Origin of the sequence: Prevotella sp. E13-17, assembly GCF_022024035.1 — a bacterium.
Taxonomy (GTDB): domain Bacteria; phylum Bacteroidota; class Bacteroidia; order Bacteroidales; family Bacteroidaceae; genus Prevotella.
On sequence record NZ_CP091787.1, the window covers coordinates 1,448,653 to 1,461,568 of the forward strand.

The 12,916-nt window shown below is 46.7% G+C and carries 11 protein-coding genes; 5 read left to right on the top strand and 6 right to left on the bottom strand.

Annotated features, from left to right (window positions below):
• Nucleotides 1–161 precede the first annotated feature (161 nt).
• Genes L6472_RS05485 through L6472_RS05505 form a run of 5 tightly spaced genes read left to right on the top strand, consistent with a single transcriptional unit; the run spans nucleotide 162 to nucleotide 5,947 of the window.
• The gene (locus L6472_RS05485; protein WP_237807642.1) at nucleotides 162–668 is read left to right on the top strand and encodes a DMP19 family protein; all 507 of its coding nucleotides are present in this window, start codon (nucleotides 162–164) and stop codon (nucleotides 666–668) included.
• On the top strand, nucleotides 665–1,147 hold the full coding sequence (gene smpB / locus L6472_RS05490) for an SsrA-binding protein SmpB (protein WP_237807644.1): 483 nt from the start codon (nucleotides 665–667) through the stop codon (nucleotides 1,145–1,147). The genes L6472_RS05485 and smpB overlap by 4 nt, the downstream gene beginning before the upstream one ends.
• Nucleotides 1,144–3,852 (top strand): methionine synthase, encoded by a 2,709-nt coding sequence (gene metH, locus L6472_RS05495; RefSeq protein WP_237807645.1) that lies wholly within the window; start codon nucleotides 1,144–1,146, stop codon nucleotides 3,850–3,852. Before smpB ends, metH begins: the two co-directional genes overlap by 4 nt.
• On the top strand, nucleotides 3,849–4,469 hold the full coding sequence (locus L6472_RS05500) for an HAD family phosphatase (protein ID WP_237807646.1): 621 nt from the start codon (nucleotides 3,849–3,851) through the stop codon (nucleotides 4,467–4,469). Before metH ends, L6472_RS05500 begins: the two co-directional genes overlap by 4 nt.
• A complete protein-coding gene (locus tag L6472_RS05505) occupies nucleotides 4,466–5,947 on the top strand; it encodes a glycoside hydrolase family 10 protein (protein WP_237807647.1) in 1,482 nt (493 codons plus the stop codon). The genes L6472_RS05500 and L6472_RS05505 overlap by 4 nt, the downstream gene beginning before the upstream one ends.
• A 112-nt stretch (nucleotides 5,948–6,059) precedes the next feature.
• Here the strand turns inward: L6472_RS05505 and rpmA are convergent, their stop codons facing one another.
• The 6 genes from rpmA to lpxA all read right to left on the bottom strand — a co-directional run bounded on the left by rpmA (nucleotide 6,060) and on the right by lpxA (nucleotide 12,906).
• The gene (rpmA, locus tag L6472_RS05510; RefSeq protein WP_237807648.1) at nucleotides 6,060–6,323 is read right to left on the bottom strand and encodes a 50S ribosomal protein L27; all 264 of its coding nucleotides are present in this window, start codon (nucleotides 6,321–6,323) and stop codon (nucleotides 6,060–6,062) included.
• 19 nt (nucleotides 6,324–6,342) lie between these two features.
• A complete protein-coding gene (rplU, locus tag L6472_RS05515) occupies nucleotides 6,343–6,660 on the bottom strand; it encodes a 50S ribosomal protein L21 (protein ID WP_237807649.1) in 318 nt (105 codons plus the stop codon).
• A gap of 384 nt (nucleotides 6,661–7,044) precedes the next feature.
• Nucleotides 7,045–8,778: an ATP-dependent RecD-like DNA helicase gene (locus L6472_RS05520; RefSeq protein ID WP_237807650.1), complete on the bottom strand. Its 1,734-nt coding sequence runs from the start codon at nucleotides 8,776–8,778 to the stop codon at nucleotides 7,045–7,047.
• Between the two features lie 9 nt (nucleotides 8,779–8,787).
• A complete protein-coding gene (locus tag L6472_RS05525) occupies nucleotides 8,788–11,208 on the bottom strand; it encodes a transglycosylase domain-containing protein (protein ID WP_237807651.1) in 2,421 nt (806 codons plus the stop codon).
• Complete coding sequence (gene miaA / locus L6472_RS05530) at nucleotides 11,205–12,125, bottom strand: tRNA (adenosine(37)-N6)-dimethylallyltransferase MiaA (RefSeq protein WP_237807653.1); 921 nt, start codon at nucleotides 12,123–12,125, stop codon at nucleotides 11,205–11,207. The genes L6472_RS05525 and miaA overlap by 4 nt, the downstream gene beginning before the upstream one ends.
• A gap of 7 nt (nucleotides 12,126–12,132) precedes the next feature.
• Entirely contained in the window at nucleotides 12,133–12,906 is a 774-nt protein-coding gene (gene lpxA / locus L6472_RS05535) for an acyl-ACP--UDP-N-acetylglucosamine O-acyltransferase (RefSeq protein ID WP_237807655.1), read from the bottom strand.
• Nucleotides 12,907–12,916: the final 10 nt, after the last annotated feature.

A 12,916-nucleotide genomic window follows, 5' to 3' on the forward strand; every position in this document is an offset into this window, starting at 1 on the left:
ATATCGGTTCGCTGCCGTACTTGTGTTAAATATAGGGATGTGTATTCTTCTTTCCACGTTTCATTCTGTTAGGCTGTTCCTTTTGATACTCAACGCTTCTCTTTGCTTTTAGCCTTTTGAAAAAATTTGGTGGTTCCGAAAATATATATTACCTTTGCACTATGAAACAGATTATCGTAAAAGATGCCGATTTGAGCAATGCTGCTCTTGAGGGAATGGATGCTTTTTTGCAGGTCTTCATTGATGCATTACGTGAAGCCGTTGGTGGTGAGCCAAGTGCCGAAGCTATTCAGGAATTGAATGCCGACCAAATGACTCTGCTGTGTTGGGACACTTTGCATCAGGAAGTGATGGATGGCGGCTTTGTGCAGTTAATACATAACGGCTATGGTCCTTTCATCTTTAAGAATCCTTTTGCCAAGGCGCTTAATAAAATGTGGCACATGCGTGACTTGTCGAAGATGCTTTACGAGGTACACACCTTGTGGCTCGAAAATCGTGAGGCATTAGAAGCAGACTGTACCGACGAGGAATTTATGGCACTGTTCGAGCAGTATCCGCAGTTCGACGACTACGATGATATGTTTGTTGAAAACGAAGAGATGTGGACAGAGCAGATTGCCCACTATGTAGATGAGAACATTGAGAAATTCGCAACGGTAGAATGAATAAGCAAGAACAGGAGCTCCGCAAAAAGAGTCCCGTACAAATTAAAAATAAAAAAGCGGCTTTCGAATACTTCTTTATTGAGGAGTTTACGGCTGGCATTGTGCTGACAGGCACAGAGATTAAGTCGATAAGAGCAGGAAAGGCCAGTCTGGTGGACACCTATTGTACGATTATTCACGGTGAAATGTGGGTGAAAGGAATGTCTGTCAGTCCTTACTTTTATGGCTCGTATAATAACCACGAACAGAAGCGCGATCGGAAGTTGTTGCTGACACGTCGTGAGATTAGCCGACTGGAGAGTGCTACCAAACAGACCGGCTACACGATAGTGCCTACGTTGGTGTTTATCGACGAGAATGGGCGCGCCAAGATGGATCTGGCTTTGTGTAAGGGTAAGAAAGCCTATGACAAACGTCAAACGCTAAAGGAAAAAGAAGACAGACGCGAAATGGATCGCGCAATGAAGGTTTATAAATGATACACAACGAAATTACTAAACGAATACTCGTGCTCGACGGTGCTATGGGAACCGTTGTCCAGGAGTATGGACTTGACGAGAAAGACTATAGAGGTGAGCGTTTTCAGAATATTGAGGGACAGCTGAAAGGCAACAATGATGTACTTTGCCTGACACGTCCTGACGTGATAGCCGATATTCATCGGAGATACCTTGAGGCGGGGGCTGATATTATCACCACCAACACGTTTAATGCGCAACGTATCTCGCAAAGCGACTATCATCTGCAATCATATGCAAAAGAGATAAATATGGCTGGTGCCCGACTGGCTCGTCAGTGTGCCGATGCATTCTCTACGCCAGAGAGGCCACGCTTCGTAGCTGGTTCTGTAGGTCCCACCAACAAGACTTGTTCTATGTCGCCAGACGTGTCGGATCCCGCACGTCGTGAATTAACGTACGATGAACTGTTCGACGCTTATACTGAACAGATAGAAGGACTGATAGAGGGTGGGGTGGATCTGTTGCTTATTGAGACCATCTTCGACTCGCTGAATGCAAAGGTCGCCATTGATGCTGCAGTTCAGGTACGTGGCAATCGTGATATCCCCATTATGCTCTCTGTGACAGTTAGCGATGCAGCTGGTCGCACATTGAGCGGACAAACATTGGATGCCTTTATGGCTTCGGTGTCTTCTTATCCTATCTTCAGCATCGGACTGAACTGCTCGTTTGGTGCCCGCCAGATGAAGCCATATCTTAAGGAACTGGCACGCAGGGCTCCCTATTATGTGAGTGCTTATCCTAATGCGGGACTGCCAAACTCTTTAGGACTCTACGACGAGACGCCTGCGTCGATGGCTCCTCAGATTGCCGAGTTTATCAACGAGCAGCTGGTGAACATCGTGGGTGGCTGTTGTGGTACGACACCTGATTTTATACGTGAATATGTACCCTTGACGAAGGGAAAGACACCTCGCCGGCCAGCCCAGAAGTCAGCTCAAATACAGCTTTCTGGACTCGACTTGCTTGAGCCTATGGCCTTTACTAATGTGGGCGAGCGCTGTAATGTGGCTGGCTCGCGTAAGTTTCTGCGGTTGATTAAAGAAAAGAACTATGAGGAAGCGCTGCAGATAGCGCGTAAGCAGGTGGATGATGGTGCTATGGTACTGGACATCAATATGGATGATGCCCTGTTGGATGCAAAGGCTGAGATGGTGATGTTTCTCAATCTGATAGCCTCAGAACCAGAGATTGCTCGAGTGCCGGTGATGATCGACTCCAGTAAATGGGAAGTCATCATGGCTGGTTTGAAATGTGTGCAGGGCAAAAGTATCGTGAACAGTATATCGCTGAAAGAAGGCGAGGAGGTGTTCTTGCGTCATGCTGCCGATGTAAAGCGCATGGGTGCTGCTGTCGTTGTGATGTGTTTCGATGAGAAGGGGCAGGCCACAACCTATGAACGTCGAATTGAGATTGCCGAGAGAGCCTATCGACTGATGACAGAGAAGTTGGCTTTTGCTCCACAAGATATTATCTTCGATCCTAATGTGTTGGCTGTTGCCACCGGTATAGAGGAACATAATGCTTATGCGCTCGACTTTATTCGTGCGGCAGAATGGATTAAGAAGAACTTGCCTGGTGCCCATGTTAGTGGTGGCGTGAGCAATCTTTCGTTCTCGTTTCGTGGTAATAACTATATCCGTGAGGCCATGCATGCGGTGTTCCTCTATCATGGTGTTCATGTGGGTATGGACTTCGGTATTGTAAATCCTTCTACAAAAGTAACTTATAATGATATTCCAAAAGAGCTGCTTGAGCTTTTGGAGGATGTGGTTCTGAACCGACGTCAGGATGCTGCAGAGCGCTTGTTGAACTCGGAATATGTAGTCAATAAAGACGTTGTACAAGGCAACGAAAAGATGCAGGCAACCGTCTTGGAACAGCGTAGTGTGGAGGAACGATTGCAAGACGCATTGATTCGTGGTACCAACGAGACCTTAGCAGCCGACTTGCAAGAGGCTGTCGGAAAGTATCCTCGTGCTGTGGACATCATCGAGGGTCCTTTGATGGCGGGCATGAACGAGGTGGGGCGCCGCTTTGGTGAGGGTAAGATGTTCTTGCCTCAGGTTGTCAAGACGGCAAGAACCATGAAGCAGGCGGTGGAAATACTGCAACCATTTATTGATTCTGGAAAGCAAGGCAATTCGACAAAAACAGGAAAGGTGCTTTTGGCCACAGTAAAGGGCGACGTACACGATATAGGCAAGAATATTGTGAGTGTTATCATGGCCTGCAATGGCTATGAAGTGATAGACCTGGGAGTGATGGTGCCTGCCGACCAGATTGTACAAAAGGCGATAGATGAACAGGTGGATATGATTGGTCTCTCTGGTCTCATAACCCCAAGTCTTGAAGAAATGGTGAATGTTGCCAAAGAACTGCGTGAGGCAGGGCTTGACATACCCATCATGATTGGTGGTGCGACTACGAGTGAACTGCATGTGGCACTAAAGATAGCACCGGTCTATGGCGGCCCTGTGGTATGGTTGAAGGATGCCTCTCAAAATCCTATTGTTGCGCAACGACTGATGAAAGAGACTGAGACTTATTCAACAGAGTTGAACGAAGAGTATGAACACATGCGCGAACAGTATAATAACGAGCGACAGCAGCTGCTATCTTTAGAGGAGGCACGTCGTCATAAACCCAATTTGTTTGAATGATACGAAACATTATTTTTGATCTCGGAGGTGTCATTATCACCTTGGATCAATCGCAGTCTGTAAGGCGATTTGAGGCGTTGGGACTGAAAGATGCAGAACAGCGACTGAATGCTTATACACAGGAAGGAATCTTTGGAGATCTGGAAGGTGGAAAGATAGATGCTGAGATGTTCAGAAAAGAATTTTCTAAACTGGTGGGGCATGAGGTGACTCATGAGCAATGTGCTTATGCTTGGCAGGGGTATGCCAAGGAATTGCCTGTTCGTAATCTAGAGACTTTGACTCGTCTGCGTCAGGAGGGCTATCGTCTGCTGCTCTTGTCCAATACCAATCCATATATGATGGAGTGGGTGGGGTCGGACAAGTTTGACGGACGCGGCCATAGCGTGGATTACTATTTCGACAATATGTATCTCAGTTACCGTATGAAACTGATGAAGCCTAACCCCGAAATATTCACTCGGTTGTTGATGGCTGAGCATATATCACCAGAAGAATGCTTGTTTCTTGATGATGGTCCTCGCAATGTGGCAGCAGCCAGTCAGATAGGCATTAATACGTTCTGTCCTGAGAATGGGGCAGACTGGACACAGGATATTTATCAATTTTTAAAATGAGAAACATACTATTACTACTTGCTTTGCTGCTGACATCTGCGGCAAATGCACAACAGAAAAGGGAATTCCGTGGTGCGTGGATACAATGTGTCAACGGACAGTTTCAAGGTATGGGCACTAAGAAGATGCAAGAGACCTTGAGGTATCAGTTAGATGAGTTGCAGAAAGATGGTGTGAATGCAATCATCTTCCAGGTACGTCCAGAGTGTGATGCACTCTATCCCAGTAAGTTAGAGCCTTGGAGCCGATTCCTCACCGGACAGCAGGGCAAGGCCCCAAGTCCTTATTGGGACCCTCTGCAGTGGATGATCGACCAGTGTCACGCACGTGGCATGGAACTGCACGCATGGATCAATCCCTATCGTGCAAAGACTAAGGGTACTATGGCGTTGGCTTCGAGCCATGTGGCTGTTCAGCATCCTGAGCGCTGTTTTGACTATGATGGATTGAAAATCTTGAATCCTGGCATCCCTGAGAACCGTGACTTCATCTGTCTGGTCGCTAAGGATATCGTTTCGCGCTATGACATCGATGGTATTCATATGGACGACTATTTCTATCCTTATCCTGCTCCTGGTCAGGTAATCCCTGATGAAGCCCAGCATCGTCTGTATTCTAATGGTATTGCGGATAGAGGAGATTGGCGCAGATATAACGTGAACCTGTTTATCAAACAGTTCTATGAGACCGTTCACGAAACGAAGCCTTGGGTGAAGGTCGGTATTTCGCCATTCGGTATCTATCGTAATAAGAAGAATGCCGCTATCGGTAGTAATACAAATGGTCTGCAAAACTATGATGACCTTTATGCCGATGTGTTGCTGTGGATTAATAATGGTTGGCTGGATTATTGTGTTCCTCAGATATATTGGGAAATAGGAAACCGCGCTGCTGACTATGACACTTTGATTCGTTGGTGGAATCAGTATGCTGCTGGACGTCCCTTGTTTATTGGCGAGGATATAGAAAGAACCGTCAAACATGCCGATCCCAGTCATCCTCAGCAGAATCAACAGCCAGCCAAGCAACGTCTGCATCAGCAGATGCGCAACGTGAAGGGAACGGTGTTGTGGTATGCAAAAGCTGCAGTAGATAATACAGGCAACTATGCTACACAGTTGCGCCAGAATTATTGGCGTTATCCTGCACTGCAGCCCGAGATGCCTTTCTTGGATAAGAAGGCTCCAGGCAAACCTCGTAAGGTGAAGCCCGTGTGGACTCAGGATGGCTATGTGCTGTTTTGGACTGCTCCAAAGGGCAAACAGTGGGGGGATGTGGCCACAAAGTATGTGGTGTATTGTTTTGCTAAGGGAGAGAAGTTGAATATCAACGATCCTTCAAAGATTGTGACGATTACGTCGAATACATTCTATAAGCTGCCTTACAAACAGGGCCATCAGGCATATACCTATGTGGTGACAGCTCTTGACCGCATGCAAAATGAGAGTAAGGTTGCAAAGAAGAAGGTGAAACTATAGAGTGTGCTTTGCAACTGAGCCCCAAAACTCTAAAGCTTATATAAAGTAGAAGCCCTGCCGAAAGGCAGGGCTCTATTGTTTGTTTGGAATAAGTGTTTTGTTTGTAAGTTGGTTAAGCTTCAGCTGTTGGAATTACTGAAACAACGCTCTTGTCGCGCTTGCCCTTGTGGAAGTTTACTGTTCCATCAATGAGAGCGTACAGAGTATCGTCTTTACCAATACCAACACCGTTACCGGGATTGTGCTTTGTACCGCGCTGGCGAACGATAATGTTGCCTGCTTCTACTTTCTGGCCACCCCAGATCTTAACGCCAAGTCGCTGAGCAGCACTCTCGCGACCGTTCTTAGAACTACCTACACCTTTTTTATGTGCCATTTTCTGTTCCTCCTACGTTTTAAGCGACTACCTGCTTGATTACTACTTCTGTGAACTGTTCGCGGTGACCGTTCTTCTTACGGAAGTCCTTGCGGCGCTTCATCTTGAAAACGATGACTTTGTCGCCCTTTACGAGCGGGTTCACTACTTCTACTACTACCTTTGCACCTTCTACGGTGGGTGCGCCAACCTTGACAGCGCCGTCGGCATCTACGAGCAGCACTTTGTCAAATTCAACAGTCTTGCCTGCCTCTACATCCTTGATGTGATGTACGAAGAGCTTTTTGCCCTCCTCAGCCTTGAACTGCTGACCCTGAATTTCTACAATTGCGTACATGATGTTTTATTTGTAAATAGGGGTTTTTCCGCAAGGCGGTGTACGTTCGTACACACTTCACCCAGCCTCCACGGACTCTTTCGGGGTGCAAAGGTACTGCTTTTATTCCATTATTCAAGGTGTGTGATTGATATTTTTTATTAGTATTAGTATTATTTAACTTAAAATCCTTATATAAAGCGAAAGCGATGGGCTTCACAGCCAATCGCTTTATCTTCAATAGGTATTAGCTCTTTTAAGGTAAAAAGATTGTTTTCAGGATAACGTTGACAAAGGTATGTTTTTTTTTTGAACCTTCCAAACTTTTCTTTAATTATTTTTTAATTTTTTTATTGTGTGGGAACACAATCTCTTGATTTATGTTTATAAGTCGTAAATAATAGCTTATTTCTTGTTTTTATTTAACTTTTTGAGTCTGCGTTTGGCATCTCCGCACTCTGGATAGAGTTCTAAAGCTTTCTGGTAATTGCGAATGGCGGCCTCTGTCATGTGCTCCTGCTCGCACTCTTTACCTAATAGCGTATATTCTGCAGCTAAGCGTCTTAAGATGCTTTGTTGGGCATCAAGTTGGGCTTTGAGTGTAGTTATTTCTGCTTTCTGTTTGTTGATGATTTGTAATTTGTGTCGTATGTAGCGCTGTGCAGTAGGCTTCTCAATGTCGTAGCGGCAGTGGATAGCTTTGAAGAAGTTTTCCAGAAATCGCTTGAAATCGCCATGATCGAATGCTTGGATGGCATCGCGGTATTCTCGGTCGGCCTTGCCTGCTTGCAGAGCTTGATTGATGAGTGCCTGATTGTTGTACTGTCGGGCAAACTGTACGACTTCGGCTCTTACGAAGATGTCTTGTTGACGAATAGGTGCCACCAGTGAGATGCCTTGTAGTGAGGTGCATCGCGACAGGGCTACATAGGTCTGCCCTCCAGCGAAGGCTCCGCCGGTGAAGTCAATAGACACTTTGTTGAAGGTGAGTCCCTGACTCTTATGGACGGTGATGGCCCATGCCAGTCGGATAGGAAACTGTTCGTAGGTGCCCAGCAGTTGTTCTTCAATCTTCTGCTCCTTCTCATTGAAAGTATAGCGCATGTTCTCCCATACTTCGCGCTCTACGTCGAACTCATGGCCTTCTTCGTCGGCAATGCTGATGATCCCCGTCTCCTCGTCGATACCTGTGATGATGCCAAGTGTGCCGTTGACCCAACGTTTCTCTTTGTCGTTTTTGATAAAGATGATTTGTGCGCCCAGCTTGACTTGCAGTTCCATGGGGGTTGGGAGTGATGATTCAGGGAAGTCTCCTTTGATGTTGCCATAGAACACGCTTGGCAGGCCTTCAAGTTTGTTGAGGTGTTGTTCGTTGATATAGTCAACAGTGTCTCTGCGTGTGGCCAGTGTGATGGACAGGCTGTGGTCTTGGTCTGCAGCTTCGCCTTCGGTATATCTGACTCTGGCGTTAAGCGCAGTCAGGTCTTGCCTCGTGGTCTGATTTTGCCTTATGCGGTCGAGCATGGCAATGAAGTGACTGTCTTTCTGCCTATAGACCTTGATAAGTTCGATGCTTACGAGTTGAATGTTCTGCCATACCTTAGCATTGAAGAAGTATGCAGAAGGATAGAAAGGATACATCAGTTGGCGTTCTTCCTCCTTGAGTACGGGTTCCAGCTGATAGATGTCGCCTACGAGCAGAAGTTGCTTACCGCCAAATGGCTCGTTGTTCCGGGTGTAGATACGCAGCACTTTGTCGATGAAGTCAATAATGTCTGCACGTACCATTGATATCTCATCGATGATGATAAGTTCTACCTCACGAATCAGTTTTCTTTGTTCACTCGTGTATTTCAGAGTTTCTTTGATGTGCCGCCGGTCATATCTGGTATCGTTGGGGAGTAGTGGATGAAACGGCAGCTTGAAGAAACTGTGCAATGTAGAGCCACCGGCATTGATAGCCGCAATGCCCGTAGGTGCCAAGATGACATTCTTTTTCTTTGTATGCTTGGCTACGTAACGCAGAAATGTAGATTTACCGGTGCCCGCTTTTCCCGTGAGAAAAAGTGAGCACCGGGTATAGTTGATGATTTGAAGGGCATCTTGCCACTCCTTATTGTCTAAGTCAAGTTCTTCCATGTAGCGGTGTTATTCCGTTGTTGATGGGATGTTTTCTTCCGTTGCAGGTGCTTCGGCAGCATCAATAGCCTCATGTGCTTGTTCGTCGGTGGCCGTTGAGTCTTCCTGAAGACTGTCGGGCACTTCATAGTAGTATCCTCCCTCGTACATACTCGGGGTAATAGTGTTATCGTGACATGGATTGAACTTGGCACGATAATCTTTAAAGGCAGGATCGCTTAGCACTGCTTTATAGAATCTGCCGCAAATGGGCAATGCGGTGACGCCGCCTTGGCCAAGTGCACCGGTGCGGAAGTGGATGGCTCGGTATTCGCCACCGACCCATGCACCGCAAACAAGTTTTGGACTGACGCCAACAAACCAAGCGTCAGAGTGGTTGTTGGATGTGCCGGTCTTGCCGCCAAAATCGGTGTCGGCAAACTGATTGACATATTGATTCAGTGCCCAGCTGGTGCCGTGTAGGCCTCCCATCAACATCTGTTGCATAAAGAAGGCACTGCGATAGCTTACAGCCTCCTGTGTTTTCTCTTTGACCTTGTAGATTTCGTTGCCATCGCGATCCAGGATGCGGGTCACAAAAACAGGCTCGTGCATTTGTCCATCGTTGGCGATGGTGGCATAAGAGTTTACCAGTTCCAGCAGGTTTACGTCGCTTGCACCGAGTGCCAAGGCTGGCACAGCCTGAAGCTTGCTCTTTATACCCATGCGGTGAGCTGTTTTTGCTACGTTGTCAATGCCTACTTCTTGTCCCAGTCTGGCAGCGATAGTGTTGACACTCTTTGCAAATGCAGCTTTCAGTGACATGTTGGCTCCAGAGGTGATGCCATCGGCATTGTGGGGCATCCAGTTAACCTCTTGGTTTTTCTCTTTGTCCCAAACTTTGATGCTGAGATAGGTGTCTGCGCGTGTATCGACAGGAGTGAGACCTTGGTTCATTGCTTCTGTATAGACAAAGAGCTTAAAGGTTGAACCAGGTTGACGCATGGCGGTCACCTTGTCGTATTTCCATGATTTGAAATCCAAGTCGCCAACCCATGCTTTGATGTGTCCGGTGTGCGGCTCCATGGCCACAAAGCCACAGTGCATGAAGTGCACCATATAGCGAATGCTGTCCATGGTGCTCATCTCGCGCTCAATCTCTCCATCGTAGCTAAACAACTTTACGGGGTGGGGCTGGTTCATATAGTATTCGATAGAGTCGGGATCGTTAGGGAATTTGTTTTTAAGAGACTTGTATTGTGATGTTCTCTTTGCAATATTCTCAATGAAATTGGGTATCTCCCGATATTGCTCATCGCGCCAGGGATTGGTGTTGCCCCAGTGATTGTTAAAGTTGGTCTGCACATGCTTCATTTGCTCCAAAGCAGCATTCTCGGCATATTTCTGCATACGAGTGTCAATGGTAGTATAGATTTTCAATCCATCGGTGTATATATCGTATCCATTCTCGTTGCACCAGTCTTTCATGTGGTTGGCCAGTGCCTCACGGAAATAGTTGGCCTGTCCGTCGTAGGCATTCTCTACAGAATAGTCCAAATCGATTGGTTTAGCGATGAGCGTGTCAAACTGTTCGCTGGTCAGGTGTCCGTGCTGGAGCATGTTGTCAAGTACTACGTTTCTGCGGTTCAGACTATTCTGTGGGTTCAATCTGGGATTGTAGTATGTCGTGGCTTTCAGCATGCCAACCAAGATAGCTGCTTGTTCGGGCTTTAGATTTCTAGGCGCAATGCCAAAGTAGGTCTTGCAGGCCGTTTTAATTCCATAGGCATTAGAACCGAAATCTACTGTGTTGGCATACATGGTCAGTATCTCGTCCTTGTCGAAGTTGGCTTCGAGCTTGACGGCTGTGATCCACTCCTTCGTTTTCATTATCAGCATCTTAACACCAGGAATGTTCCCAAGCAGTCCCGTAGAATATTCGGTGCGAACGCGGAACAGATTCTTGGCCAGCTGCTGTGTGATTGTTGAAGCACCGCGCGCCTCACCGTGGATGATATAGTCCTTTAAAGCGGCGCCAAACGCAGGGAAATCAATGCCAAAATGATGATAATAGCGCTCGTCTTCAGTGTCAATCAGGGCTTGCCAGAATACGGGGTTGACATCTTCAAAGGTGACGGGCGTCCTGTTCTCGCTGAAAAACTTTCCGATCAACACACCATCGGCACTGTATATCTCGGATGCTTGTGCCGGACGCGTGTTGATGATTGTTGACATGCTGGGCGATTTGCCAAACAGCCAAAACAAATTGATATCCACAGCTCCCATGTATAACAGCATCAAAACGATAAAAGAGGCTATTCCAGAAACTGTTTTGATGTACCAAGGTCGTCCCTTGAATATGCTAATGTACCAAGAAACGAATTTTTTGAAGTATGACTTCCCCTTTCCGATGAGTTGTTTCGTTTTATTTACGACTTCTGTTTTATTCATGACTGCTGAATGATATAATTATATATGTCGTTTTCTGCGTTCTGGATTTGCTTGCTGTTGTCGAGCGTGAACCACTTTATCTCAGGATCTTTCTTGTACCAGGTGAGTTGTTTGCGGGCGTATCTTCGAGTGTTGCCTTTAATTCGTTCGATGGCTTCATCGAGCGACCATGTCCCGTCTAAGTAGGTGAATAGTTCTTTATAGCCAACCGTATTCAATGCGTTAAGCTCTCTCTTGGAGTATAGATGTTGGGCTTCCTCAAGAAAACCTGCTTGCATCATTTCATCTACACGTTGGTTGATGCGGCGGTATAGTTCTTCGCGTTCTCGTGTTAGACCGATTTTTATGATGCCGAAGGGACGTTCTCGCTTCAGATTGGTTCGGAACGAGGAGTAGGTGCGGCCTGTCATGTGGCATATCTCCAGGGCATGTACCACACGGCGTGGGTTCTGTTTGTCCACAATAGCATAGTGCTCGGGGTCCAAACGTTTCAGTTCGTTGCAGAGATTCTCTAAACCTTCTTCTGCCAGTCGCTGTTTCATCAGTGTGCGGGTCTCGTTGTCAACCGTAGGGATGTCGTCAATACCGTTGCACACGGCGTCTATATACATCATACTGCCACCAGTGAGAAGCGCATAATCGGATGTCTTGAAGAGTTCTTGAAGTAGTGTCATGACTTCCTCTTCATACATGGATGCGCTGTAATAATCCTGCAGGTCCAGTTGGCCGACAAAATAATGTCGCACCTGCTGAAGTTGTGCTTCAGTAGGTGCGGCAGTGCCAATAGGTAGATCTCGGAATATCTGTCTGGAGTCAGCATTGATGATTGGAATGCCAAATCTCTTGGCAATATCAATGCACAACTCTGTCTTTCCGACTGCTGTTGGGCCAGTGATGACTATCAGCTTTTTTGCCAAAGTCTTCTTATCTTATTACGCCTCGTTTTGAATTTTCAAAGAATGAGCAGATATATTCCACTTCTTTTGAGTCGGGATATTTTGCTCGTGCCTCAGCAATGCCTTCTTTCAGGATGCCCTGAGAGTAGATAATGCGATAGGTGTCATGAATCATATCGATGGTCTCGTTGGAGAAACCGCGACGACGCAGACCTATAAGATTCAGGCCTGCGTAGCGGATGGGCTCCTTGCCTGCAATGATGTAGGGAGGTATGTCCTGGCTTGTGCGGCTTCCGCCTTGTATCATGACGTAGCCGCCAATACGACAGAACTGATGAAACAGTACTTCTGCAGAAATGATAGCGCAGTCATCGACTTCAACCTCACCTGCAAACTTTGTAGAGTTGCCGATGATGCAACCGTTGCCGATAATACAATCGTGGGCGATGTGCATATTCTCCATCAACAGATTGTTTGAGCCAACGACGGTCTTTCCACGACTTGCTGTTCCGCGACTAATAGTCACGTTCTCGCGGATAGAGTTGTTATCGCCAACTTCGCATGTCGTTTCCTCACCTTTGAACTTCAGGTCCTGTGGCTTTGTGGAAATGGATGCGCCAGGGAATATCTCGTTGCCGTTGCCAATGCGTGCTCCGGTGTGTATGGTGACGTTGTTCAATAGATGATTATTATCGCCAATCACCACGTTCTTGTCAATCACGCAGAAGGGGCCAATAATATTATTGTCGCCCAACTTTGCCTCGGGATCGACGACGGCTAAGGGATGTATTTGATTTGCCATTATTTCTATT